Origin of the sequence: Vibrio sp. 10N.261.52.C11 (assembly GCF_041471405.1) — a bacterium.
In the GTDB taxonomy this organism is placed as follows: domain Bacteria; phylum Pseudomonadota; class Gammaproteobacteria; order Enterobacterales; family Vibrionaceae; genus Vibrio; species Vibrio crassostreae_C.
Genome location: NZ_JBFROI010000041.1, coordinates 13,404 through 38,348, shown reverse-complemented (window position 1 = coordinate 38,348; position 24,945 = coordinate 13,404). Strand labels below are relative to the sequence as shown.

General features: G+C 43.7%; 22 protein-coding genes. 10 read left to right on the top strand and 12 right to left on the bottom strand.

From position 1 onward, the window contains the following. Positions 1–76: 76 nt before the first annotated feature. From AB4323_RS16630 to AB4323_RS16620, 3 genes are all read right to left on the bottom strand, one after another. Positions 77–1,447 carry a YjiH family protein gene (locus tag AB4323_RS16630; RefSeq protein ID WP_017067418.1) on the bottom strand — a complete coding sequence of 457 codons (1,371 nt, stop codon included), beginning with the start codon at positions 1,445–1,447 and terminating at the stop codon, positions 77–79. A gap of 228 nt (positions 1,448–1,675) precedes the next feature. After that, the gene (locus AB4323_RS16625) at positions 1,676–2,350 is read right to left on the bottom strand and encodes a YoaK family protein (RefSeq protein WP_017062746.1); all 675 of its coding nucleotides are present in this window, start codon (positions 2,348–2,350) and stop codon (positions 1,676–1,678) included. A gap of 176 nt (positions 2,351–2,526) precedes the next feature. Next, on the bottom strand, positions 2,527–3,009 hold the full coding sequence (locus AB4323_RS16620; RefSeq protein WP_170926836.1) for a GFA family protein: 483 nt from the start codon (positions 3,007–3,009) through the stop codon (positions 2,527–2,529). A gap of 32 nt (positions 3,010–3,041) precedes the next feature. Here AB4323_RS16620 and AB4323_RS16615 point away from each other — a divergent pair, with 32 nt between their 5' ends. The 3 genes from AB4323_RS16615 (at position 3,042) to AB4323_RS16605 (ending at position 5,706) form a co-directional block, all read left to right on the top strand. Further along, the gene (locus AB4323_RS16615) at positions 3,042–3,695 is read left to right on the top strand and encodes a hypothetical protein (protein WP_372152917.1); all 654 of its coding nucleotides are present in this window, start codon (positions 3,042–3,044) and stop codon (positions 3,693–3,695) included. 124 nt (positions 3,696–3,819) lie between these two features. After that, positions 3,820–4,119, top strand: a complete 300-nt coding sequence (locus AB4323_RS16610; protein WP_009845720.1) for an isoamylase early set domain-containing protein — start codon at positions 3,820–3,822, stop codon at positions 4,117–4,119. A 276-nt stretch (positions 4,120–4,395) separates the two neighbouring features. Then, positions 4,396–5,706, top strand: a complete 1,311-nt coding sequence (locus tag AB4323_RS16605; protein WP_029235892.1) for a peptidoglycan DD-metalloendopeptidase family protein — start codon at positions 4,396–4,398, stop codon at positions 5,704–5,706. A gap of 106 nt (positions 5,707–5,812) precedes the next feature. Here AB4323_RS16605 and AB4323_RS16600 read toward each other — a convergent pair whose 3' ends face one another. Both AB4323_RS16600 and AB4323_RS16595 read right to left on the bottom strand, forming a co-directional pair. Next, positions 5,813–7,657, bottom strand: coding sequence for a bifunctional diguanylate cyclase/phosphodiesterase (locus AB4323_RS16600; protein ID WP_136975963.1), 1,845 nt, complete (start codon positions 7,655–7,657; stop codon positions 5,813–5,815). A gap of 142 nt (positions 7,658–7,799) precedes the next feature. Beyond that, entirely contained in the window at positions 7,800–8,696 is an 897-nt protein-coding gene (locus AB4323_RS16595; protein WP_017062741.1) for a LysR family transcriptional regulator, read from the bottom strand. A 108-nt stretch (positions 8,697–8,804) separates the two neighbouring features. Here AB4323_RS16595 and AB4323_RS16590 point away from each other — a divergent pair, with 108 nt between their 5' ends. The 3 genes from AB4323_RS16590 to AB4323_RS16580 all read left to right on the top strand — a co-directional run bounded on the left by AB4323_RS16590 (position 8,805) and on the right by AB4323_RS16580 (position 10,881). After that, positions 8,805–10,010 carry a multidrug effflux MFS transporter gene (locus AB4323_RS16590; protein WP_372152915.1) on the top strand — a complete coding sequence of 402 codons (1,206 nt, stop codon included), beginning with the start codon at positions 8,805–8,807 and terminating at the stop codon, positions 10,008–10,010. Positions 10,011–10,110: 100 nt separating this feature from the next. Further along, entirely contained in the window at positions 10,111–10,461 is a 351-nt protein-coding gene (locus AB4323_RS16585; RefSeq protein WP_017057980.1) for a hypothetical protein, read from the top strand. Between the two features lie 285 nt (positions 10,462–10,746). Beyond that, positions 10,747–10,881, top strand: coding sequence for a hypothetical protein (locus tag AB4323_RS16580; RefSeq protein ID WP_010431176.1), 135 nt, complete (start codon positions 10,747–10,749; stop codon positions 10,879–10,881). A 153-nt stretch (positions 10,882–11,034) separates the two neighbouring features. Here AB4323_RS16580 and AB4323_RS16575 read toward each other — a convergent pair whose 3' ends face one another. From AB4323_RS16575 to AB4323_RS16565, 3 genes are all read right to left on the bottom strand, one after another. Further along, positions 11,035–11,652 carry a glutaredoxin domain-containing protein gene (locus AB4323_RS16575; protein WP_372152913.1) on the bottom strand — a complete coding sequence of 206 codons (618 nt, stop codon included), beginning with the start codon at positions 11,650–11,652 and terminating at the stop codon, positions 11,035–11,037. A 68-nt stretch (positions 11,653–11,720) separates the two neighbouring features. Further along, positions 11,721–12,611: a DMT family transporter gene (locus tag AB4323_RS16570; RefSeq protein WP_017089881.1), complete on the bottom strand. Its 891-nt coding sequence runs from the start codon at positions 12,609–12,611 to the stop codon at positions 11,721–11,723. Between the two features lie 154 nt (positions 12,612–12,765). After that, positions 12,766–13,740, bottom strand: coding sequence for a porin (locus tag AB4323_RS16565; RefSeq protein ID WP_017064330.1), 975 nt, complete (start codon positions 13,738–13,740; stop codon positions 12,766–12,768). Between the two features lie 376 nt (positions 13,741–14,116). Between AB4323_RS16565 and AB4323_RS16560 the strand changes: the two genes are divergently transcribed. Next, on the top strand, positions 14,117–15,133 hold the full coding sequence (locus AB4323_RS16560; protein ID WP_122081174.1) for a succinylglutamate desuccinylase/aspartoacylase family protein: 1,017 nt from the start codon (positions 14,117–14,119) through the stop codon (positions 15,131–15,133). Positions 15,134–15,447: 314 nt separating this feature from the next. On the opposite strand, the gene AB4323_RS16555 is transcribed toward AB4323_RS16560, so the two are convergent. The 4 genes from AB4323_RS16555 to AB4323_RS16540 form a co-directional block, all read right to left on the bottom strand. Further along, positions 15,448–16,167: a DsbA family protein gene (locus AB4323_RS16555; protein WP_372056527.1), complete on the bottom strand. Its 720-nt coding sequence runs from the start codon at positions 16,165–16,167 to the stop codon at positions 15,448–15,450. Positions 16,168–16,294: 127 nt separating this feature from the next. Then, a complete protein-coding gene (locus AB4323_RS16550; protein ID WP_229647366.1) occupies positions 16,295–16,864 on the bottom strand; it encodes a protein disulfide oxidoreductase in 570 nt (189 codons plus the stop codon). Between the two features lie 3 nt (positions 16,865–16,867). Then, entirely contained in the window at positions 16,868–18,931 is a 2,064-nt protein-coding gene (locus tag AB4323_RS16545) for a protein-disulfide reductase DsbD family protein (protein ID WP_372103758.1), read from the bottom strand. Positions 18,932–19,852: 921 nt separating this feature from the next. Further along, positions 19,853–20,101 (bottom strand): hypothetical protein, encoded by a 249-nt coding sequence (locus AB4323_RS16540; RefSeq protein ID WP_017062732.1) that lies wholly within the window; start codon positions 20,099–20,101, stop codon positions 19,853–19,855. Positions 20,102–20,352: 251 nt separating this feature from the next. Here AB4323_RS16540 and AB4323_RS16535 point away from each other — a divergent pair, with 251 nt between their 5' ends. The 3 genes from AB4323_RS16535 (at position 20,353) to AB4323_RS16525 (ending at position 24,937) form a co-directional block, all read left to right on the top strand. Beyond that, the gene (locus AB4323_RS16535) at positions 20,353–21,957 is read left to right on the top strand and encodes a mechanosensitive ion channel family protein (protein ID WP_065583709.1); all 1,605 of its coding nucleotides are present in this window, start codon (positions 20,353–20,355) and stop codon (positions 21,955–21,957) included. A 220-nt stretch (positions 21,958–22,177) separates the two neighbouring features. Next, positions 22,178–23,011, top strand: coding sequence for a regulatory protein RecX (locus AB4323_RS16530; RefSeq protein WP_171732768.1), 834 nt, complete (start codon positions 22,178–22,180; stop codon positions 23,009–23,011). A gap of 252 nt (positions 23,012–23,263) precedes the next feature. Continuing rightward, on the top strand, positions 23,264–24,937 hold the full coding sequence (locus tag AB4323_RS16525) for an amidohydrolase (RefSeq protein WP_372152911.1): 1,674 nt from the start codon (positions 23,264–23,266) through the stop codon (positions 24,935–24,937). Positions 24,938–24,945: the final 8 nt, after the last annotated feature.

Sequence of the window (24,945 nt, the reverse complement as noted above, 5' to 3'; positions counted from 1 at the left end):
TTAACTGATCGGCATTACCACAAAAGTGAGGCTTTATAAACTGAATCTTTATTGAGTTACATAAGTAGTTTCTAATTTAGAATATTAGATGCGCTACACCAGCGATAACTGGAAGCGTAATTAACGTACGTAGAATAAAGATAATAAACAGTTCTAAGATGTTCACTGGAATCTTACTGCCTAGAAGTAGAGCGCCCACCTCAGACATGTAGATCAGCTGAGTTACCGACATTGCTGCAATAACAAAGCGAGTCATCTCGTTGTCGATAGAAGCCGCAAGGATTGCTGGGATAAACATGTCCGCAAAACCAACAACAATCGTTTCAGATGCTGCAACCGCTTCAGGAACACCAAGTAGCTCTAGGAATGGAATGAAAGGCTGACCTAGGATTGAGAACACAGACGTGTATTCCGCGATAACCAGTGCCATTGTACCTAAACCCATAACAACAGGCAGTACGCCAAATACCATATCTACGGCGTTACGAACGCCTTCGCCAAATACAGATTTAGCCGACTTTACTTGAGATGCTTTATTTACCGCTAGCTCAAGACCCCAAGAGAACGTTGAGTGACCTGCTGGGATCGCGTCAGCGTCTTTGTGCGGCTTGCTGCCATCAATGAAAGTATCTTTCTTCATGCTTAGTGGTGGAAGGCGAGGGATGATCACCGCTGCCACAATACCCGCTAAACAGATTGCTGCGTAGAAAGGTAGGAACAGGTGCTCTAGTTCTACCTGAGCAATAACCACAAGACTGAATGTGATAGATACTGCTGAGAAAGTCGTACCAACAACCGCAGCTTCACGCTGAGTGTAGAATTTCTTCTCGTACTGTTTGCTTGTAAGCAGGATACCAACACTGCCGTCACCCAACCAAGAAGCCATACAGTCAATAGCACTGCGGCCTGGTAGGTTGAAGATTGGACGCATGATTTTACTTAGTAGCGTGCCAAACAGCTCTAGTAGACCAAAGTTAAGTAGAAGCGGAAGTAGCAAACCAGCAAAGATGAATACTGAGAACAGTGTCGGAAGCAGGCCTTCTAGAACCAGACCACCAGTATTTTCTTCCCAAATAACCTCAGGGCCAACTTGGAAGAAAGCCATAACGGCTGCAGCACCACCAATTAAACGAACCAGCAACCACAGTGGAGATGGGTTGAAAAGGCCGTTTAAAAATGAATTTGATGTAATGAATGTAGGCTTAAAAATGGTGCTTAAAACTGAAGCTACAGACATGAAAGCAACGATCGCAGTGATGATAGGGACTAGATATTCACCGAAAACCGCTTGAATTGATTTGGCTAAGATAGCTACAGGGATGGTTAGATCACCTTGATAGCTGATTGGCGCCATGAAAAGGAATAAACCAATCAATGATGGGATTAAGAAAACCCAGAAACTGCCTTTAGATTTCTCTGTTTGAGCAGTATTCTTGTTGTTAGACATGTTATTGTTCTCGAATTTCTACACGTAAAAAAGCCACATCCTTGGCATTTTTATTCACTAAACGTCCGTATTTTCTCATTGGGTGCAAGATTACCCAGTATTAATATCGCTTGCAATACTATTCATCAAATATCGCTAAATATTCATACTGGTTATTCTGCAACGTATTAAGAGTTTAGAATAAAGTGTTGCGGATGTTACGTAGTTTGAGGTTATATTGCCAGATATTTATAAATTGACTGGGGTTTCAGTTCGATAGGTCAAGTATAACCAGTAGCTAAACGCAATAATGAAAGCAAAAGAGGCAGGGAAAGCCAATGCCAAGATTTCGAAGCGTTGGAACAGACAAGCGCCAATTAAGCCGCCAAACAGGAAGCCAACCACAATGAAAATTAGCAGTTTGGCTTTACGGCGGTCAAAAGGCATCCCCTTTAAGCGAGCGCCAATCATGATCCCAAGATCGGTAATGATCCCGCTCATGTGTGTTGTTCGAATGATTGCCCCGCTGTAAGTGGTGATCATCGCGTTCTGCAAACCACACGCGGCTGAAGCGAAATACTGACCTGAAGTATAGCCTTGCAACAGTGTCCACAGCGCCAAAAACAGCAATCCACCCTCAATACATAGTGCAACACCGTAACGGCGTCCTAACTTCAATGCTTGGTTTTCAATAAAGAACCCGCTGAACGCCGCACCTAACATGAAGCTCATGATCACCAATAGGAGGTGAACAGAAGCCGAGGTCGGTGTAAGCAGGCTACTGCCTAGCAAAGACATGGTGCCGGAGATATGGGAGATAGCTTGATGTTGGAAGCCAAGTAAGCCGATAGCATTAACACTGCCAGCAAGACCAGCTAACAAAAGGGCGCCGTATTCAACCCAGCGAGGTAACTTAGAAATCATGTGGTTCACCCTGGGTTAAATAGAGGAGCAAGATTATAACGCTAGACAAAAGATACGCTAGCGCTGTGAAGCGGTGATATTTGATCTTAGGCAACAGTATTGCAGTTTGTTTTAATACTGTTGCTATATTAAAGATAACGGTCAATAACGAGATAAAGATAACGCTCAATGACGAACTAGTTGTAATGGCTCATTTGGTGGTCGAACTTAACCCAACCGTGTTTGCGTTCTTCATAAACCGAAAAGCTCGGCAGTGGGAAGTCTTGCTCTTTAAATAATCCGAGCGGGACGATATAAAAATCAGCGGCGGCAACCGACTGCAAAAGCATGGTGGTGCCACACTTGGGACAAAACTGATAGGTGACTTCATTACCCGTATCGCTGATGCGTGAAAAAGAGGTCACTTCACCGCTGAGTGTAACTTGTTCTATTGGGAACCGAGCCTGAACGCCGAACACACTTCCGGTGCGTTTCTGACACTCATAGCAATGGCAGACAGATGTACGTTGAGGTTCACCTCGGCATACTAGGTTGACTGCTCCACAGCGGCATTCGCAACTTCTGATATTTCTGTCTTTAATATGATTGATATCCATCCATGCTCCACTTCTGGTTAACCCTGTATTGATAATTATACTAAAGCCCTTTATGGTCTGCACAACTGGATGAAAACAAAAGAATATAATTGCCCATGAAAAAGAAAATCTTACCTATCCCTCTGATTCTACTGATTCCAATTGTCATGCTGGTTGTGGTGATAGTAGCGGGTATTTATCGCTTTAGCTTAAGTGATGAAGAGATCTTGGCGAAGTTTCCTTCTTCTCAAGTGAGTTATGACCCAGTCGTAGAAACCGTTTTTGATTTGAAGACGACCAATCCATGGACAATTAAAGTTCCTGAGACTAACGCCTACGCTTTTATCAATGAAGTTGATGAGCCTAGAGCCATCGCGTTTGGACGCTATGACTCAGGTGTTGAGCGCGGTGTGGTAACGGTAGACACCAATAATCTTTCAGCCGCCACGTTGGGCAAGGCGAGTTTCTTTGTCGCGCCGATGTGGATATCTAACCAAGGCAGCGGTGTTTTCTATTATCTAGGCCTGTTTAAGCATGACCAGCAACGAAGCCGTGTGGTGTTAGTCGACCAACTTTTACTGGGTGATCGTATACAAATTCAGACATTGGAGGTAGCTCACCAGCCAGGTTCGCAATCACAGAATAAACTTACTGGGGAAGGTTTTATCGGCTTTACTCAGCATTCTGCGGAACAATCATTTGCAGAACCCCCTTCTGAAAAGGTGTTAATGAGTTTTTCTTTTGATACGCAATCAATTGGTAAGCAATAACGTTTTCGTGAATGTAAGGATCTGTTGTTTATGTGAGCCAAATTACATATTATCTTAGTTAGATGAATGAAATTTAGACACAGTTAGCTTTGTGTCCGCTTATTATTACAAATGGAGCTTGCGAATGATTAATAAACGTTTTTTTAAGACGAAAGATGAAGTTGAAGTGACCTTCGAGCTAGAAGCTCAAGAAGCGAACTCTGTATCCATCGTTGCTGACTTTCTTGATTGGAAAGCCACCCCAATGAAAAAACTGGCCAAAGGTAAGGTTTACAAGTTTAAAACTCGCCTACCTAAAGATGGCGAGTTTCAATTCCGCTACCTAGTTGATGACCAACAATGGGTGAACGATGCGAATGCCGATCGTTACATCCCAAATGAATTTGGTGAAGACAACTGCCTAGTGTCGACGGTAAACGCATAATCTTTTCTTAAAACCAGCGACTAATTCGCTTCGTTTATTAATTATTCGAAACGGAATAACGTCAACCAATAGAAAGCAGAAACTAGCCGTTTCTGCTTTTTTATTTTTAAATTTAGCGGTTAATTTTATTTCTTATCTAGTGGCTCTTCATCTACGGCAACTCAATGACTTAGGCTAAGTTGGGAAGATTCACATCATATTATGACAATGCATTGATGATTTATGCGTTTGAAAAGCATATCCTATGCCTTTATATCGTAGAAAGACCTGTTTACCGTGTATTCAAAAATATTTCCCTCTCCGTTTGCTGAGCTTTCACCTGTAAAAAAAGTAGCTATTTTGGGACTGCCACTTATTGCTGCGATTGGTGTTGCTTTGCAATCGTCACAATCGGATCTGACGAAAACGATCGATCTTGATTTGCCCGACTCAACCGTGATTGAGTCAATTCTGTCACCTTCTTCTGTTACTGTTATCGAACCGCCAACGTTTGAGTACCAAATTCAATCTGGCGATAACTTGAGTAGCATCTTCACTCAGCTTGGATTTTCTTACAAATCGATGATGAGCGTGATGGAAACTGATTTGAACTTCCTTGCTTTAGATACGCTTCGTCCGGGTAATACATTACGCTTTTGGCGTGATGAAGCGACCGGCGACCTTTCTAAAATGGAACTTCAATTTAGCGTCGCGGACAAAGTGGTTTACCGATTACTTGATGACGGCAGCTACGAATTCGAAGACATCTCTATTCCTGGTGAATGGAAGCAAAAACCTCTAGTGGGTGATATTCATGGCAGCTTCTCAATGTCGGCGAATAAAGCTGGCCTGAACAGCCTTGAGATTGACCATATTGTGACTCTTCTTAAAGACAAGCTGAACTTCAGCCGCGACCTACGTGCTGGCGATCAGTTTGAAGTGCTTCAAAAAGCGCAATATGTTGATGGTGTTGCAACCGGAAAACGTGAAATTGAAGCAATTAAGATCATGAATCGTAACCGCGTTGTGTCAGCATACTTACACACCGACGGACAATATTACGATGCTAATGGCGATAGCCTTCAACGTGCTTTCCAACGTTACCCAGTGAGCAGTAGCTGGCGTCAGAGTTCTCAATTTAACCCTAAACGTCTACACCCTGTGACTGGCCGAATCTCACCGCACAACGGTACGGATTTCGCGACACCAATTGGCACACCTGTTCAAGCAACGGGTGATGGCAAAGTGATCATGACGCGTAAACACCCTTATGCGGGTAACTATGTGGTGATTCAACACGGTAGCACTTATAAAACGCGCTACTTGCACTTAAGCAAGATCCTTGTTCGTAAAGGACAAACGGTATCTCGTGGTCAACGTATTGGCCTATCGGGTAAAACGGGTCGAGTGACAGGTGCTCACTTGCACTATGAACTGATCGAACGTGGTCGCCCTGTTGATGCGATGAAAGCGAATATCCCAATGGCCGATTCTGTGCCTAAAAAGGAAAAAGCGACATTCACAGCCGCGAGAGATGAAGCCGACAAGCTATTGAAGGCAGCGTTAGAAACGCGCAATCTAGCAATGGTTAATAATGCTAGTAAGTAGCTAGCCATTAAACTGTTTTAAAGCCGCAAGAGCATCACAAAGCACAGTCAGTGTTAAGTGATGCTCTTGCGGCTTTTTAGTTCTCAATAGAAGGTTCGGTAAGGGTTTAAACTAAAGGCTCTGAGTGCGCGACATAGCTAACGATAGCTTCAGGTCGCATTGGAGGTGAGTAGAGGTAACCTTGGATCTTGTCACATCCCATCGCGTGCAGCTTTTCTAATTGCTCACGCTTCTCAACACCTTCCGCAACCAAAGATACATCGAGTCTATGGGCCAGTTGAACAATCAGCCATACTACGCTCTCTGAGGTCGAACTAGTTAACAAGTCTCGAATAAAGGTCGCATCAATTTTAATGCAATCGATAGGGTAGCTGTGGATGTAGTTCAAACTGGAGTAGCCTGTACCAAAGTCGTCGAGTGCAATCGTGAAGCCTTGTCCTCTCAGAAAGTTAAGCGCGGATTTTGTCTCTTGTGTTGGCGATAACAGAACGGTTTCGGTTAACTCGATAACAAACTCATTCGCCTTAAAATGGTGCTGTTCAATGGTTCGAGTCAGGTAGGATATATAACGTTTCGAATCAGTAAGCTCGTGCGCAGAGCAGTTGATTCCAAGTTTAACCTTGTAGCCCAAGCCTTGCTCTAGTGTGGTTTTAGCGCGGCACACCAATTCAATAATGCGTTCACCTAATTCGACAATTAGCCCTGACTCTTCTGCCACTTGAATAAACTCTACGGGTGAGATGTCTCCATGTCTGGCGGTTTTCCAGCGAGTCAGTACCTCGAAATATTCCCATTGCGTTTCACCTTGACCCACAATCGGCTGTACCACTACGTACATTCCATTGCTGTCGGGGATATAGCTTTGTGAAATTGGGTTTTCCAGCTCACTTCGTAGCGCTGCGACTAGCTCGGTTTTTCTTTGGTAACGAACTCTTAAGTGAGTGTCATAACATTGAATATGAGTATCTTGGCTGTGTTTACACTCTTTAAGCGCCAAGCTGGTATTGAAGATGATTTGCTCAACGTCTTTGTTGTCTCCATCCGAACTGGCAATACCGATGCTGACGTCGAAATCTATCTTGATATCAACGCTACTGTAGCCCTGCTTAATTTTGGCCAGTATTTGTTCGCACACGGCTATCGGATCAGAATGGTAGGTGATGAAGGCGAACTCGTTGCCAGCAGTCCGAAAAGTCAGGTTGCTTTCGGGTAAGGTTCTCCGCAAGGTTTCTGCGACAAATTGAAGTACTTTATCGCCAATATAATTGCCGTGCATGTCATTAATGGCTTTGAAGCTATTGATATCGAGTAAAGCCAATGTAAATGGAGTGACGCTCTGTTGAGTAATCGACTCTAAGGTATCTGATAGACAGCTTCGGTTGAGTAACCCGGTTAGGCTGTCGTGTGACACCTCATAACTAAGCTGATTTACAAGTTGTTCGGAACGATCGTTAAACCACATTTCACGCAAGGTGTGGATGATGATGTCGGCGAACAATTGATGGTGCTTTATCACGTCTTGTTGCTGATCAGGGCTAAGAGGCGAGGTGAACGTTGAAAACAGCACGCCCATCACTTCGCCACTTTGAGTTCGAGTCGGGATCGCGATGGAGTTTTGTGAGGTGATTTCCTGCCTAAATGCGGATGTTGGCAATGACTGGACGACGTACTGAGCAAACGAGCAATCTGGGTGTCTTTGGTTGACGGCTTGTTGGTAGATGTGACCATGGCGCGCATTGATTTTGTCATGCAATACATGATCAGAATGGGCGATCACCAAAGGAACGGTTTGGTCAGGGAAGTACTTCTTCTCAATGATGCTGGTGTATTGAGTATCAAAGGTCTGATGTAAAGTAAGCACAGCTGACTCTAAAAGGTCGATACCTTCCAATTTCAGCAAACGGCCAATGCGCTCTGTGTCTATCATGCTATTGTGCGTATGTTGAGTCATAGCCACCACCCCTAGTTAACCAGATTCACTGTGTAAGCGGTATACGTATTATCTTGTATATGTGCGAACTTGTATAATCCATATGCGTCAAGTTTATTATTGACCGTGTTGTATAACTTTTCAAATTAAAACGTGACTTATTTCACAGAGCTTGCGTGCTACGCTCTTTGTCTAGCCTGTCTTTCAGATGGTCCAAAAAGAGCTTGGTTCGCGTGTGCGAGTAATCAAGCTTAGGGTAGTACGCGTAAACCATCACTTCGTCGGCGGTAATATTTGGCAATACTGGAACTAATGTCCCTTGCTTTAGATCCTCTTTGATCATCGCTTTGATGGTTAACAGTACGCCCATTCCTCGCTTCGCAGCATGAAACAAAGCCTCTGGATTGGTGGTCGCAAAGTTACCATTGAGGGTGATGCGTTGCCCTTTGGTGAGTGTGACTTCTCGGGTAGGGCGCTCTCCCCAAATCAAAGAGTTGTGTTGTTCTAAGTCCTGCTCGTTGGCGGGGTAACCATGTTTAGCTAAATAGCTTGGCGCTGCATAGAAGCTGGCTTTGTGTTCAAACAGCGGTGTTTTCTTGAAGCTTAAGGAGTTGAGCTGTTCCAGTTCACGACTGATCACCAGATCTAAGCCCAGTTCAGGTAATTGGCCTGGCGTGGTCGTGATCAGCTGCACCTTAATATCAGGGTATTTTTCTAAGAAGTCGTCCATGTATTGCACCAGAAACTTAGAGCCAACCGCAATCGTAGCGCCAATCTTTAATAGGCCTGCTGGGGTTTGGTTAACCGAGCGAGTCTCATCAATAATGGACTGCCAATTGTCGAGCTGATCCTTGGCTCGCAGGTAAAAGAGCGCACCTGCTTCGGTTTGGCTAATCGAGCGAGTCGTTCGCTTTAACAGTTGGGTGCCGATGCGCTCTTCTAACCAGTTCACTCTTTTACTGATCGCCGAGCTGGTGGTGTTCAGCTTTCGAGCAGCACCATTGAAGCTGCCTTCTTCGACTACTCTGACGTAGCTTTTTACGTTAAGAATCCAATCCATATTATTTCCTGTTGGGACTTAATAAAATTCCAATTTAGCTAATTATCAATTATTGGTTTTGAATGTAAACTCGTCTAATGAACAAATATCAAACGAATAGGGAATTTTTTGAGCCAATCGACCTTTAAAAAAACACCGTTACTCTTAGCAATGATGATTATTGCTACGGGGCAGGTGGGTGTGAGCATCTACTTGCCAGCATTACCGTTAATTGCTTCTGATTTAAGTGCTACTCAAGTAGATGTACAGCTTCTCGTCACGCTGTTTCTGGTGGGTTTTGGCTTGTCTCAGCTATTTTACGGACCGATGTCCGATGCGGTGGGAAGAAGACCTATCTTCTTGTTAGGTCAGGGTGTTTATTTGATTGGTACAGTCGTTTGTGTTGTGTTTTCTGACGATATGACGGCGCTAGAAGTTGGTCGCTTGCTGCAAGGTTTAGGGGCGGGTAGTGCCTCGGTTCTTGGGCGAAGTGTGCTTCGTGACAGCTATGATGGTTCACAGCTTACCAAAGCGTTGTCTTATATCTCTATCACCGCTTCGATCATGCCGATCATTGCGCCGGTATTCGGTGGTTGGATTTCATTTCACCTCGGTTGGCAGGCGGTGTTCCTGTTCGTTTTATTGTATCTACTAGCGATATTCACACTGGGTTACTTTGTTCTGCATGAAACTTTGCCATACGGAAAGAGCCGCTTTGATGCGTGCCAAGTGGTGAAGAACTACGGACGCTTGTTGACCAATCGCCAAGTGTTGACCAGTGCCAGTTACAACTGGATGAGCTACATGGCGAGTTTGGTATCTTTATCGCTGTTTCCATTCTTAATGCAAGAGCAATTGGGGCTGACCGCCGCTGAGTATGGTTCATTGATGATTGTCCCTTCGGCAGGCTTACTGATAGGTAGCGTCGCTTTAAACTTACTCAATCGTAGGTTTAGTACGCCCCAACTGATGAGCCTAGCTATTTTGATTATCTTGGCATCGGGAACTTGGCTTCTTACTCATGAGTTATCCATCTTTAACTTAGTTTGGGCGTTTACTTGGTTGGCGATAGCACAAGGCATTTCGTTCCCATTATCAATCAGCATGTTATTAGAACCTCATAAGAAGCAAGCGGGCGCAGTATCGGCATTGTCGGGCTCTATTCAGATGTGTTTAGCGGGTTTATTGGGTGGGTATCTAGTAGAGAGTTGGGTCACGACTCATCTACAGTTAGGCGTGTTCTACCTCATTATTGGCGCAGCCATGGGCGGAGTGCTTTGGTCTTCAACCAAAATGAACAACAAAGGCGATACTGTTGAAGTGGAATATAGCTAAACACTAAATTCACTATCGTTTAACGCACCATCGTTAATACGTTGTATTTGTGCTGATGGTTTTCTACAATGCTTCGGTCCATTGAATAGGTAAAAACAAAATGCAGCAAAATGAATTTGAAGTACTGGTAAAAGCTATCTGCGCACTAGATGGCCTGCCTCAAGCGCTTGAGCTATTGAAATCCAATGAGGATACAGAAGTCGCTGAGGCTGCTGCATCACTGACTGGTCAATTTGCACTTGCTGAAGTGGAAGGCGAAAAGCGTATTTACCACGTGACGCTTCAAGAAAATGAACAAGGCGAAGAGCAAGAGTACATCGAACATGTCATGAATGAAGGCGATGACTTAATCAAATTTGCAGCTTGGTTCTTTGAAACGATGTTTGAATTGAAGCAAAAAGACACATACCAAATTGCCGGTAAAACTTACAGACAGCCAAAGCGTAGCTAGGTTTCTAAGTAAAGCATTTTAGAAAGCAGCTCTCTTGAGCTGCTTTTTTGTATAAGTGTCTAAACCATGTCTTAGATTGTTATTAGGAATGGAGCATTAAGCTCAAACCAGAATTTAGGTTAACTCATTGATATACATATACAATGCTGATTAGCACAGAGACAAAATTAGGCTAATTGCAAATGAATGCTTAATATTGCATTAAAGTGTGATTTAGATCTTGTTTTTGGGCGTTTTAAGTGTAGAATCCGCGCTAAAGAAAGTTGATTATGTGCGGAGATAAGCATGAATTACGAACTAGGCCACGCATACCTTGGTCAAATGGCAGCAAAAAACATGATGCACGAAGCATTGTACGGCACTTCAAAGCCAAAGAAACCATCGTTCTTTAAGCGAATGATGAAGAAAATGGCTAAATAAGCATTTTCAAAAACGGAATTTTAAAAGGCCTTAAACTCGATGAAGTTTAAGGCCTTTTTCGTTTTAGCGATTGGTGAAAGTTATCGCTTTGTTTTGTTGTGGATGGACACAAAAAATACCAATTAAGCTTCTGACTAATGGCTTTTAATGAACTCAGCCAGCAGATTGATTGGATAAGTCGACCACATTATTAGGGATGCTATCTAAGCCATTCTCTTTCATCCACGCTTCTAAGTTATCGGCACCACCGATGTACTTACCATCAAGCCAGATCTGCGGGACGGTGACCGGTGTTTTCTCACCAATGTGTGCTTTTACCTCTGGAATCATACGGTACAAAGCGGCGCTGTCTTTTACGACATCGTGGTATTGGTATTCAACACCCGCTTCATCCAGCATTTTCTTCGCTTTAACACAGAATGGGCAGGTCGCCTTACCATAAACGATGTTGCCTTTTAGGCTGTCTCGTTTGGTCCACTCTTTGATCACGGATTGAACTAACACACCGCGGTTAAGCGCTTCGCCTTGGCTTACAACCTTGCCTTCAACAACAAGGATTGGAGCATGCCAAGAGCCCAGTTTTAGAGGCTCCCACCAGTGAGACAACCAATCTTTCACTTCCAGTTCGACATCGACATCTGATAACTCATTCTCAAAAGTATCCTTAAGAATGTCTTTGGTAAGGGTACATTCCCCACATGGGATATTAACTTTAAATGGACCCCAACTGCCTGCCCAACGGTATAGTGTAATCTTGACTGGTTTCTTCATGGTTACGGCCTCGTTTGAATTCTCTTATCCATATAGAACGGACAGTTGAACTATTTATTTCACTAACCCTAAACTTTCTTCAGTTTTGACGGCTTTTTCGTTTCCCAGTGCGTTATAAATGCGACTGACGCAATAATAATAGCAGCCCCTAGCCATAAACGACCCGGTGGAACCCAGCTAAATACAATCCAACCTGCTAGGACATTTAGCGGTAATTTTGCGTGGTCAAAAGGTTGTACGAATGAAGCATCAGCGACTGAGTAGGCTTTTACAATTGCCCATTGAGCGAGTGCCGTCATAACACCGATGACAATTAAGATAGCCCAAATCGTACCGCCGCTTGGAGTCTGCCAATCTGGCGCAGCAAGTAGGATGTTAAATGGCGTAATCAATAGCAAAAGGTAGACCACCATGGTTGAAGGACTGTCTTGTGAAGAGAGCTTTTTCACCATTAGTGAGTAGCATGCCCAAAAGAAAGCGGCGCCAATCGGTAGTAGCGTTGCCCAGTTAAAGTCTTCAGCCCACGGCTCTAGAATCACCATCGCACCCACGAAGCCTGCTAAGGTCGCGCCCCAGCGAGCAGCCCCAACTTTCTCTTTTAAGAAAAGCCCTGAACCAATGGTTGCAAACAATGGCGATGTCATGAGAAGGGCAATGCCTTGCCAAATTGGTACTGGGTAAGCCAGTGCCCATATCCAAAGTTGAATACCAATAACAGACAAGAAGACACGGAATACGTGCAATTTGAGGTTGTCGGTTTTTAGTGCGCGACGAATGCCCAGCGTTTTCAGATAAGGAAGAATAGCGAACAACGCGATGGCGTATTGAATGACGGCAACAGTGGTAGAAGTAAGTCCGAAATGAATGCTAGCAATTTGAGTTAGGCTGTTAATAACGGCAAAGGCTAGGCCTGCGGTTAGCATCCAGCTAGCGCCTTGGATCGGATGGTGTTGTGACATGATGCTTCTAATTATTTGATGTGGTACACCTATGATACGGATTTAGCACCACTTAACCAGAAAAAGCATTGATGAAGTCAGTCAGAATATTTGAATATGAAAAAAGGTTGAGCTATTGCCCAACCTTTTAGTCTGTATCTAAAGTCGATTTAGATTAGAAGTCGTAACGGATGCCCGCTTGTAGTTGGTCATCTTTATTGTCTCGCTGTTCAAACTTGTAACCAGCATATGTGCGAATGTGGCCGTTAAACTTGTACACCGCTTCAATAGCAAAGTTATTTGCTTCTTCGTCAGCCGCTTTATCGAACTCGCCGTAGTTGTATACGCCAATTAGTGATAGCTGTTTAGTTGCTTTGAAGATAGCTGAAAGCTCGTAGCCTGTGTAATCTTTATCTGCAACTGAAGCCATTGTGTATAGACCACCAACCGTAAACGCATCCATAGAAAATTGAGCTACAAGGTTGATTTGATCGTCATCGAAGTTACCATTCTTTTGAGAAACATAACCCGCACCAAGGTCAAAAGCGCCTAGGTTATACATAGCAGCAAGGCCAAAACTATCTGCATCTTTTTCATTTGCAGCGATGTAGTTAGCTTGTACCGTCAACGCGTCAAACTCGCCAGAGTAAAGGAAGTTATTCTCACGCTTATCTTTGTTGCCATCAACGGCATCAGCAGCATCTGCACCAAATGTTGCCATTGTATCTGTAATGTCAGTCAGCATTACCTGTGAAGAATCTTGCTTACCGTATGAGAACTCACCGAATTTGGTTCCTAAACCTGCGTAGTAGTAGCGATTGGTAAGAGATTCATTTTCAATTTTTACAGTATTGCCACTTCCGTCTTCGAACTCTGTTGTTGATGCGCTAGTGAACTCTGCTTCATACTTACCGAATCCATATAAACCATCAGAAAGTTCAGATTTACCTGAAATATTCACACGAGCTCGTGACTTGTCTTTGAAAGAACTGTCAGATGCGCTTTCGTTGTTGTCAGATACGTTGAAACGAGCCTCCGCACGACCGCCAATTTTAAGTTCTGTACCATCAGAGCTGTAAACTGTTGCTGCTAGAGAAGAACCTGAAACTAGTGCTGCTACCACTGCAGAAGCTAGAACTGCCTTTTTCATAATCACTTACCTTGTATTTTAAAATCCGTGAGCAATGTGCTCTCCGTTTCGATATGAAGCTAATTTAGAGCAGCTAAATTAAGCTTTCATTTCTATAAAATTACATTTTCGTGAATAGGGAACTTTTTAAGTGTTGATTTTATTGCACTTTCATTTCAATAGACTGAGTGGTTTGTGAATGGTTATATAACTTATCGGTTCTTAAGTGCAGACTTTCACAAGCTTTTATTTAGGGGAAGTGATGATGATATGCGTGAGTATTATGGGAAAGTCAGAGCTTGTTCATCTTATTAACTGTTTGTACTGATTAAGATATCCTCTATGATGCAAAAACTTAGAAGAGAATAGATTTTGCTCAACAAGATGGAGACGTTGGATGAAAACAGAGTACTTAGGCGATGTTTTACAAGGTAGGCAGGTTATTGGCTCCTTGAATGTTGAAGACCTACCCGTTGGAGAGCACCAGTTTTGGTTTCAAGTAACCAGTGATGGGCTAGGGCAACCCAAGAACATGCCGGTTTCTGTTTTCAAAGGCAGTCAAGCAGGTCCTAAGTTGATGATCACCGCTGGTATTCACGGTGATGAGCTCAACGGTGTGTTGGCTGCTCAGCAAATTATCAGAGACTTAGTCGGTAAAACTCTCAAAGGCACGGTCACGATAGTGCCTACTGTGAACTTGTCGGGTTTGCTTAACCACAGCCGCGATTTTATCTCTTCGGATCCGGGCTCTTGCCCTGCCAACCTTAATCGACTCTTTCCGGGTGATGCGAATGGCTTAGCGGCAGAGCGCTTTGTTGCGTCTTTGTGGGATCGCTTACTCAAACACAATGCGACATTCGCCGTTGACCTACATACCCAAACTCGTGGCGCGGTCTACCCACTTTATGTTTTTGCTGACTACCGAATTGAACAATGCCTTGAAATGGCAAGGTTGATGACGCCAGATTGTGTTCTCAATGATCCGGGCGACCCAGGTATTCTCGAAACGGTTTGGAATCGAAGTGGAATTCCTAGCATTACGGTGGAAGTGGGGATGGGTAAGTTTACTCAGCCTGATATGATTCAACGAGCCGTGGACGGTGTTTTTAATATGCTGTCTTATTATGAAATGTTCGAGGTTGAAATAAATCATCCCGAGAAAATGCAGCTGCCGAGTATGGATTGGATAGAGGGTAATGATGTGGTTTCTATCCGCGCTGATATTGGTGGTTTCGTATTGCCGCAGGTTGAGCTTCTGCAGAGCGTAGAACAAGATGATCTGTTGGCCATTCAATATGACGCTTTTGGTAATGAGTGTCGCCGTTATCACGCGCCGTCTGCCGGACGTGTCCTTAGCTATAACGTGGATGCGCTAAGGGAGCCGGGTGCGCTTGTTTGTCGCTTGCTGAGTTAAGGCTCAGTCGGTTGGACGTTTCCGTGTTAATGCACTGTGTTGTTATCTAAAACACGTAAAAAAAGACCGAGCTAGGCTCGGTCAAAGGACAGTTGTCTAGAGTAAGCACGTCTTGGACTCATCGAGAGAACTGCTTTTAGAGTAGCGAGGCTAGATTAAGAATCCATTGCAAGATAGTGACACTTCGACTGCTTTTCTATTTCAAAAATAATATTGAAAACATTATCTTAAACTCATCAAAAACCCGACTGCGAGTTACGCGAGTCGGCTTTTTATTACTTCTCTTTTGAATCTTTATCTCTATCTACACTCGATTAAAAAGCGTCATCCACGACCTCTTTTAATCGGTCGTAAGGCACATATCCTGGTAAAACATTTCCGTTCATCATCATGGTTGGAGTGCCCGTTAAGCCGAGTGCACTGAACGTTTGATGGTTAGTGGTTAGAACCTGGTTTTGTTCTTGAGTTGTTTTTAGTTCCGCCTCTGTTCCCGTCTTCTTGGCAACGGCTTCTAGTGAGCTTTTCGAGTGAATACCGCTTTTCGCCATCAGCAATCTATCAACTTCAGGGAATGCTTCTGGGTTATCTTTCCATACTTTCATCGCGTATAGCGCCGCGTTGGTGTCTAGCCCCGCAACTTGTTGTTGCTTAAACGATAAGTACACGTTGATCACTTTAATGTCGCTGTTTTCAGAGGCTAATTGAACCAAGCCTTTTTCCAAGCGCTTACAGTAAGGGCAGTTATAGTCGGTAAAGTTAATGATGACCGATTTACCATCTGGATTGCCAAGGATCGGGTGAGCGTCATTGTTGTATAACCAATCATGGCTTTCCGCTTGGGCTTTCTTCGCTTGCTCTTGACCTGCTACGTACTGCTCTAAACTGGTATGCAATCCAGAGATCGTCGATGGATTTTCCTTCAGGAATTGATTAATTTCTTCAAGTTGTTGAGTTTGTTCTTTGTTTAATTCTGCGAAGGCATTAGTACTCATTAATGAGCCTATAATCAGTGCGCTTATCAGATGCTTTTTCATGTTGTCTTTTCTCAAATTCGTGATAATCGTGAGCGCTTATTAGGTTGCGCTCACATTAATATTGTTTGTTAAACTGGCTGAGTCGGTTTATTCACTTAGCTTTGCTCTGTTTTTCTTTGTGAGCGATTTAGGCAAAGTAGGTTCTTAACCACAGGCCGATAGGGGATGTAACGCCGGTTGCGATACTGCTAATCTTTCCATCTTTGATGATGACAATACTTGGCGTGACATTGACTCCCCAACTTCTGCTGATCGATCCAGAGAGATCATTGATCACAGGGAAGTCATACTCTTTCGCCTCTAAGTAGCGCTGGACACGTTCGTCTGGACCAGACGATAGAGCGACCGAAACCACCTGATGGGAATCACTGAAGCTATTAACCGTCGGGCTTACAAATTTGCAGGCACCACACCAAGTCGCCCAAAAATAGACAATGACTGGCTTACCATTTTTGCTTAGCTCGATAACATCAATATCTTCGCCTTGGAGCGATTGACCCACAATTGGAATCGCATCGCCCTGAGGCATGCTTCTGCTGTGATAAAAGTCCATGGCAAATGAAACCACGCCAACGATCAATATCATTGAAACCAGTTCCTTTCCCCACTTCTTAAGACGACTTGGCTTTTTGGCCTCACCCTTTACAGCGTCGTCTTCAATCGTGCTAGATTTATCTTCATTGTTGGGAGTCTTCATCAGTTATCTCGCAGCGTCGATGGCTTGAACGACAGTGTCACTGTTGAGAATGACAGGCAGTGGAATACCGCTTTTATAGCTCGGGCCGTAGACGATATTAAATGGCACACCAAATCGCCCATTACTTTGTAAGTATTGAGTGACACTTTCACTTGGTGTTGTCCAATCACCTTTCATCAAAACAATGTCTTCTTGCTGTAGGTGACTGTAGACAGGGTCTTGAAGGATGACGCCGATCTTGTTGGCTTTACAAGTGATACACCAATCAGCAGTCACATCAACAAACACCGTTTTGCCTTCATCAACGAGCTGAGGGATTTGCTTCGCATCCAGCTTTTGCCAAGCGAGATCGTCAACAATCGGAGTCGCCCAGTTATCAGCGGTGACACTACCGACGATCAATGCAGCACCAAACACCAAGGTTGTGGTTGCGACGATAGGAATAAGCACCTTGCGACCCAACTTACGGCCAATCCAAATCAATACTGAAATCACGATAAATAGCGACAGCAGGATAGTTGGGAATTTACCAATGAATGGGCTAAGGAGGCTTGTTAGCCATAGGCTGGTAATGAACATCATTAAGCCAAATACCAGCTTAACTTTGAACATCCACGCCCCAGGCTTTGGAAGCAATTTGGTTAGGCTTGGGAATAGCGCAAAGATCAACCAAGGCGCACTCATACCGATACCAAGCGTGATGAAGATAGCCCATAACTCTTGGTAGCTTGCTCCAAGTGCATACGCGACAGCGGTTCCTAGGAATGGCGCGCTACACGGCGTTGCTAACAGCGTTGCAAACATGCCTTGAACAAAGTGGCCTGAATGTGAGTCATCGCCTTTGGTTGCCATCCAGGTGTTTAAACCTGATGGTAGTCTGAATTCGAATAACCCAAGCAGGTTAATCGAAAACAGCAAAGTGATGATCAGCATGAACCCGATGAACCAAACATTTTGGAACTGGATTCCCCAGCCAATTGCATTACCACCCATTTTTAGAGCGGTCATACCTAGGGCTAACAGCGCAAATGACGTAATGACACCAGAAGCAGACGCTAAGAATGAGAGTCGGATATGACGATTAGATGCCCCTTGGTTTTGAATGATGCTGTTTAACTTCATTCCTAATACTGGCAACACACATGGCATGATGTTGAGGATCAAACCACCAATTAAGGCAAAACCGATCATCGCAGTAAAACCGTTACTGTTTTCTTGATAAGCGATTGGTTTTGACCCAACTTGAGCTGTCATCTCTTCGGCAAAGTTTGTGTCTGAAACGGTGACACTCACGTTACGGTCCGTTAAGTCGACTTCACCTATCCAGTTGCTCACATCAAATACGGCCGTCATTGTATTGTCTGTTATGTGGACGCTTGGTTGAGAGAAGAAGTCATCAATCACTTCTTGCCCGTCAATCAACACCATTGGCTTATCCCAACCATCTTTGCTTGTCAGCTGAGTAACCAATTGCTGCTTGCTCTTATCCCAAAACAAACCGTTCACCGAAGTGCGGTTAGCTTCTCGTGGCGACTGGCTCATGCCTTGGTTGAACAAGAACATCGCTTCTTCATCGAGCGCTAAAGTTTGTGGGTCAATCGGCAGTTCGATATCGTAATCGGTTAACACACAGATATTGGTACACGACGGAAATGTAAACGATGCCCTGAATATCGCAGGCTTCGTGTTGTCTTTCAGGGATAAAGTGACAGGAAAGCTGACATGTTTTTTGTAGCCTAACGTCATGACGTCAAGCTGCTCGTAGTATTTAGGTATCGGCCAGTGCCACTCTACTGACTCAATGTTTGTTGAACCAGACCAGTCCCAGCTTGGCGGAATGCCACCTTCGCCTGGGCTGCGCCAATAGGTTTTCCAGTCGCCGTCGAGCACGACATCGAGCACGGTTTGGATCTTAGAGCCGTCATCCGACTGTTCACCCGTCGACATCATTCGCATTTTAACAGGCGGATGCTCAGGCACACTAAGCCAGCCCGTTGTCTGTGCCAAGGCGGTAAATGACGTCATAACCAAAAGGGCAGTGACTAAGGTTTTCGCGCATGTACGCATAGAGAATGCCAATGAATCGACAAACTTAGTTAGTAGTGTGTTGTACACAAATGTATCTCCAAAAAATAAATAAAAGGGTGTAGTAGCCCGGTTATTTACTCTCTAAATATACAGTGCTTTAGATGCAATCGGTGTTTTGTCGGTCGAGTAGAGCGATGATTGTCTCTAGATAATCTCGAGATGTGAGGAGGTAAGTTAAACGCAACAGCAATAATAAGTACGAATGGGATCAGCCAGCCGGTTTTTGGGGCGGCAAAGGTCAGCATTTTTGAACTTAGGCTGCATGAACTTGAATTGGGGGACGTTAACATTTTTGAGGCTTCTAAGCCGAAAACACTGGCGTATAGAGTGGCCATTTTTTCTGAAGAAGCGATGTCGGTTTGAGGGTTACTGGTTTCTGTATGAGTTTGTGCGCCAACTAGGACTGATTGACCATTAGCGGATGCAGATAACGATACTTTCTTTACGGCCAGAGTGCTCGCCAGACAAGTTACGATAACCAGTCCGGTAAGGAAGAGCGCCCAAAGCGAATGCTTTTGTCGGCGGTTCTTTGTGGATAAGAAAAGTAGTGATGTGTTCAGCAAATTAGTCAGTAATCAAATTTGTTATTAGTTAAAGCCAGCTCATTGAATTGTGGCTAGCTTAGATAAGTTCTCTTCGCGCCACAAGTCATAAAATGGTTAAAGTGAAACTATGTATAAATGCGGGAAACGGCAGATACACGATAAAAGACGCATAAACACCAATTCACGCGAATACGACATTGAGCTGTAGCTAAAGTTCACAACAACTGAAAGTTATCGCTAATTATTCTGTATTGAGTGGTTTATTAACTATCAGGACGGGACAGGCGATACAAAAAAGCCCAACAGATCGTCAGTGAACGTGTTGGGCTTTAATCATTGGTGCTATTGGAAAGGCTTAGTGAGTGCGGCGAGGGCCGTTACGTACCAAGTCTTTACCGTTATCAAACACCTCTTTGGTGATCCAGCGAGCAAGCAGAACTTTATGGCTGCTATTGAATACAGCAACGAAGTGACGACCATCTGAATTATTGGTTGCCATGCCTACACCTTCAACGCCTTCAAGGCCTAAACCGCCAGCTTCCACTGAAATTAGGAATTGCTCTAGTTCTTCTAGAGACTCAATAATATCAAGTTCGTTGTTCATTTTTATGCTCTCTTGCTGTGAGCCAACATCGTATTTAGGGCGCTTTAGTGCTGTGCTCGAATGAAGATATTGGCTGTTGTTCTTTGTTGGATGCGTACTCTACAGGTCATAAGAGGGGATTGGAACTCTCAAATATTAGAAGCAGGCTGATAATTTGCGAATTTTTAACATAACATACGTTTAAATGCTTGTTATCCATATTCTTTTTACTACTATTTATAGGGTCAATTTAGACAGTGATAGGAATTAATATGATGAAGGTTTGGCGTTGTCTATTGTTAATGTTGGCGTTTGTCGCATTTGGAAGTTATGCGCAGAGCGTTGAGAAAATCGCAGAAGTACAAGATCAGTTAATGCTCGATCTAGCAACATTAGAAACGGCGCATGATGCTGAGAAGCCCTTTCTTGAAGATATCTTAAGGCGTAAGAATCAGGGCCTACGCGAAGAGATTTTTTCACAGCTATCGTCAGATAAAAAAGAGGGGCTGGATGTCACTCTTGCTCAGCAGGTCGAACTGCTACAAAAATTGCTGTCGTTGAATGAAACTAAAATCGTTTCAATGAGTAAAGAAAACCGTTCCGCTGAAGGTGACGCTAAAAAACGCCTTGAATTGCGTATTCAAAAACGAATCGGAATGATGGATGTCTATTATCAGCAGCTTGCTAAGACCTTAAATTGGTCGAAAGAGCGTGGTGTTGATGTTGCTGTTCCTGAAGGTGAGCTCAAAACGGCACTTGTTTCTCGTTCTCAATATCTTACTAATGCAATTCTATACACGGATACACAACGTCAAGATTTAGAACGCCGGTTATCTTATGTAAGTGAAGAAGAGAAAGCGACGATTAAAACTGAGCTTGAACGCTTCAGTGAGCGAACTAGCGTTATGGTCGCGAGCTTAGAAGAAACCATCACGCTAATGGAACCGTTTGGCGTGGATGTGACTTCGTACAAACGTGTTTTGCTAGCGACGACAGGTGACATTAACGCCGATGTGTTGGATGTTGATGTTGCACTGGAGCTGTTGGATGGTTGGCTTCGTTCGTTCAGTTCATGGGCTTTTGAAAATACCCCTTCTTTTATCGTTAAACTTGCTCTGTTTCTCGGTATTTTGTATGTAACTCGCCTTATTGCTAACGTGGCTCGCAAAACCGTTCGTAAGAGTGTTTCGCACTCTAAAATGGACTTCAGTGTATTGATGCAGGACTTCTTTGTATCCATCGCATCTAAAGCGGTCGTGTTTATTGGTTTGCTTATCGCACTGTCTCAAATAGGGATAGAGCTAGCACCTCTTCTTACTGGTTTCGGTGTAGCCGGTGTCATCATTGGTTTCGCATTGCAAGACACACTATCTAACTTTGCATCGGGTTTGATGATCTTGATCTACCGTCCTTATGACGTCGGTGACATGGTTAAAGTGGCAGGCGTGCAAGGCACGGTAAAAGACATGAGCTTAGTATCGACGACTGTTCAAACCATTGATAACCAACGCTTGGTGATCCCAAACAACAAGATTTGGGGTGACGTGATCAACAACATCACGGCAGAACGTGTAAGACGTGTTGATATGGTTTTCGGTATTGGTTATTCAGATGATATCGATAAAGCGAAAGCGGTATTGAACGACATCATTCTTGCGCACCCTCTAGTACTGAAAAAACCGGAGCATATGATCAAGCTTCATACCTTGAATACGTCTTCTGTTGATTTTGTCGTCAGACCTTGGGTTAAGACCGATGACTATTGGGATGTGTATTGGGATGTGACGGAAACCGTGAAGAAACGCTTCGATGAAGAAGGTATCACGATCCCATTCCCTCAACGAGATGTGCATATTTACAATCACGAAGAGAGCTAAGCGAAAGAGCTAGTACGAAAAGCGATTTCGAATAGAGCTATTACGAAAAAAGCTAAGCATGGCTTAGAGCCATCATTCTTAATGTGATATCAAATGGACGCTGAATAAGCGTCCATTTTTATTGGCTTCCGTTTATATTGAGCTTCATTCTTTTATGTCACTCAACCGCCTTAGAATTACGTTATGATGGGGTAGGCTTAGTTTGGACAGTTGAAAGCGAATGGATGATTCACAGCAAAAAACGAATAGTAGAAATACAACGGTAAGAAAAGCAACACGAATTGAAAGCGTCATGAACTCTGCAATGTGGCACCTAACCCAGAGAGATATGACGGAAAGCGAGTTGGTTGCGAAGCTCAAAGTGAAAACCGACAATCAAGAATGGATCGATGAAACTCTAGGGACACTGAAAGGCTTCGGGTATCTCAAGTCTGACCAAGTGTTTGCAGAACAATTCGTGGAACAAGCTTTTTCTGGTGAATTCGGTTCTCGATATATTGTCGAAAAATTGAAGAAGAAAGGCCTGACCGATTCAGTGATTTCTGATGCAATCCATAAAGTGTCCTTCGAAAAGTCTATTGATGAACAAACCATCTTGATAGACCGAATCAACCACTACTACTCAAGCTTTACCATGAGCCGTGAAAAGCTGGTTGCGACACTGCAAAAGCGTGGTTTTAGCTATCAACAAGTTAAGGTAGCGATTGACCAGCACCCACAAGCGCATCAACTGAAAAGTAATATTCAAATTAAGGCCGAGAAAGCCGATTTGGAAAAAGAGGTGCTCAAGTATGCTCGTAAAGGCAAGGGACTGACTGCCATACAGCAAGAACTGAGACAACGACAAATCGACACCAGTGAGCTGTCATCGCTCATCGACCGATTGATTAATGAAGAGCAGCTAGATTTCTATTCTTCTTGTTTAGAACAGTTGCAGAAGAAGTCTTATGACCTAAACGATCATAAAGAACGCTCTAAGGCTTACGCGATGCTAAGTCGAAAGGGGTTCTCTTCTGACGAGATCAAATTTGCATTGAGTGAAGATAACGAATAACTAAGCCGGAAAAATTTCCTATTGTAGTATGTTGGTTTGTCCTAAGTAACTATTGGACAATACTTTGTTAGATTAATTGCTTTAACAAGAGTGCAATATATAAGAATAAGTAACTTGAAATCTGATTTGTGCAGACTACCCCAAGATTCTAATACTCACTATTTTTCATTTATTTTTTGACTACTGTAGACTTTCTTCAAACCACCTACTTCCTATACTCACAGATATTGTGGGACATTAAAGGATCAATATATGAACCGAGTTTACTCACTTGCATTAATAGCGAGCTTAACCATGAGTCCAATTTCTCTTGCTGCTGAACAAGCGGATGTGATTATCACTAACGCCAAGATTTACGGTTACGACGATGCAGATGCTATCGCGATTTACGATGGTAATATTGTGTATGTTGGTAATACACCCGAAGTCAATGCCTATCGGACCTCGACAACTAACATTATCAATGTTGAACAAGCTTTTGTGATGCCGGGTTTTATCGATAACCACAACCATGTGTTTGAAGCGGCTTCGGAGGCAGGGGGCAATTGTGAGCTGAATATGGATGCTTCACTGGAAGAGCAGATCCCCTATCTAAAAGCGTGTCGTAAGCAAGCTAAGTCGAACGAATGGCTAATGGGTTATGGCTTTTCTCTTGATGCAATCCTAAGTGAAGACAACCGTTATACACCTTTAGAAGTGATTGACCGTATTTTCCCGGATCAACCAGTGGTGATTATGGAGCAGACTTCCCACTCCATGTGGGTGAATTCAGCAGCCCTTAAGCAAGCAGGCATCTCCAAACACTCCCAAGAACCGCAAAGCGGCAAGATTCTTAAAGACGATGAAACTGGAGAACTCAATGGCATTTTGCTTGATAATGCGGGCGATATTGTTATGGAGATGGCATGGAACAGCTTAGAGAGCCAATTTGATCAAAGTTACGAAGGCTTAATGGCAGGCCTTGAAGAAGCGGCCGCTCATGGTATAACCACAATTGGTGACGGTCGATTATATTGGAAACGTGGCTGGTATGAAGTGTGGAAACAAGCTGAAGAAAAAGGAAACTTAACGGCTCGTGTATCGCTTCGCCCGTGGATTTACCCGGCCGACTCCATGGAACCCCAGCTTACATTTTTAAAGAAAATTCAATCCAGCGACAAATCTCGTTTGCTACTGGTGGATCAGGTGAAAATGTATAGCGATGGTATTTTCATTAACGGAACTGCAAAAACACTGGCTCCGTATCTAGACACCTATATTCCTGACGAGCCATACGGCATCAACTATATTCCACCGCAGCAAATGAAAATCTGGCTTGATGAGTTAAATCAAATTGGTTATAGCGCTCATATTCATGCTATAGGTGATGGAGGTATTCGTGAGTCACTGAATGCTATCGAATATGTTCGCAGTCAAGGCGCAGATAAACCTTATACACTAACTCATGTGGAGCTGGTGAACTCAAAAGATGTCCCGCGTTTTGCCAAGCTGAATGTAACGGCAGATTTTCAGGTTGGCTCTGATTATGTGGCTTACCATGATCACAAATGGGCAGAAGTTTTTCTTGGTGCTAAACGCACCAGAGCCATGATGAACCTGAAAGCCATCTTTGATACAGGGGCTAACGTCTCTTTGAGTAGTGACTGGAATGTGCATGATATCAATCCGTTAGTTGGTATCGCCAATAGCCTTAAAATGGGTAAAACGGGATTGCCGGATATTCATTCAGCGATTGATGCTTACACAACCAACGCCGCAGAAAGTTTGGGAATCAGTGATATTACAGGTTCGATAGAAATCGGAAAATCAGCAGACTTTGCCATTTTGGAACATGATATTACCCGCTTGCGGGTAGGTGAGATTGCCGACACTAAGATCTTAATGACAATGTTACAGGGTGATATAGTTTTCGACTCAGAAGAGTAACTAAAAAG

What these genes read in the sequence shown, in the direction of transcription:
- AB4323_RS16540 (WP_017062732.1), bottom strand. Translation starts at nt 20,101, where the DNA reads ATGAACAACGAACTTGATATTATTGAGTCTCTAGAAGAACTAGAGCAA.
- AB4323_RS16535 (WP_065583709.1), top strand. Translation starts at nt 20,353, where the DNA reads ATGATGAAGGTTTGGCGTTGTCTATTGTTAATGTTGGCGTTTGTCGCA.
- AB4323_RS16550 (WP_229647366.1), bottom strand. Translation starts at nt 16,864, where the DNA reads ATGAAGACTCCCAACAATGAAGATAAATCTAGCACGATTGAAGACGAC.
- AB4323_RS16595 (WP_017062741.1), bottom strand. Translation starts at nt 8,696, where the DNA reads ATGGATTGGATTCTTAACGTAAAAAGCTACGTCAGAGTAGTCGAAGAA.
- AB4323_RS16560 (WP_122081174.1), top strand. Translation starts at nt 14,117, where the DNA reads ATGAAAACAGAGTACTTAGGCGATGTTTTACAAGGTAGGCAGGTTATT.
- AB4323_RS16585 (WP_017057980.1), top strand. Translation starts at nt 10,111, where the DNA reads ATGCAGCAAAATGAATTTGAAGTACTGGTAAAAGCTATCTGCGCACTA.
- AB4323_RS16575 (WP_372152913.1), bottom strand. Translation starts at nt 11,652, where the DNA reads ATGAAGAAACCAGTCAAGATTACACTATACCGTTGGGCAGGCAGTTGG.
- AB4323_RS16570 (WP_017089881.1), bottom strand. Translation starts at nt 12,611, where the DNA reads ATGTCACAACACCATCCGATCCAAGGCGCTAGCTGGATGCTAACCGCA.
- AB4323_RS16525 (WP_372152911.1), top strand. Translation starts at nt 23,264, where the DNA reads ATGAACCGAGTTTACTCACTTGCATTAATAGCGAGCTTAACCATGAGT.
- AB4323_RS16610 (WP_009845720.1), top strand. Translation starts at nt 3,820, where the DNA reads ATGATTAATAAACGTTTTTTTAAGACGAAAGATGAAGTTGAAGTGACC.
- AB4323_RS16630 (WP_017067418.1), bottom strand. Translation starts at nt 1,447, where the DNA reads ATGTCTAACAACAAGAATACTGCTCAAACAGAGAAATCTAAAGGCAGT.
- AB4323_RS16580 (WP_010431176.1), top strand. Translation starts at nt 10,747, where the DNA reads ATGAATTACGAACTAGGCCACGCATACCTTGGTCAAATGGCAGCAAAA.
- AB4323_RS16555 (WP_372056527.1), bottom strand. Translation starts at nt 16,167, where the DNA reads ATGAAAAAGCATCTGATAAGCGCACTGATTATAGGCTCATTAATGAGT.
- AB4323_RS16545 (WP_372103758.1), bottom strand. Translation starts at nt 18,931, where the DNA reads ATGCGTACATGCGCGAAAACCTTAGTCACTGCCCTTTTGGTTATGACG.
- AB4323_RS16565 (WP_017064330.1), bottom strand. Translation starts at nt 13,740, where the DNA reads ATGAAAAAGGCAGTTCTAGCTTCTGCAGTGGTAGCAGCACTAGTTTCA.
- AB4323_RS16625 (WP_017062746.1), bottom strand. Translation starts at nt 2,350, where the DNA reads ATGATTTCTAAGTTACCTCGCTGGGTTGAATACGGCGCCCTTTTGTTA.
- AB4323_RS16530 (WP_171732768.1), top strand. Translation starts at nt 22,178, where the DNA reads ATGGATGATTCACAGCAAAAAACGAATAGTAGAAATACAACGGTAAGA.
- AB4323_RS16615 (WP_372152917.1), top strand. Translation starts at nt 3,042, where the DNA reads ATGAAAAAGAAAATCTTACCTATCCCTCTGATTCTACTGATTCCAATT.
- AB4323_RS16600 (WP_136975963.1), bottom strand. Translation starts at nt 7,657, where the DNA reads ATGACTCAACATACGCACAATAGCATGATAGACACAGAGCGCATTGGC.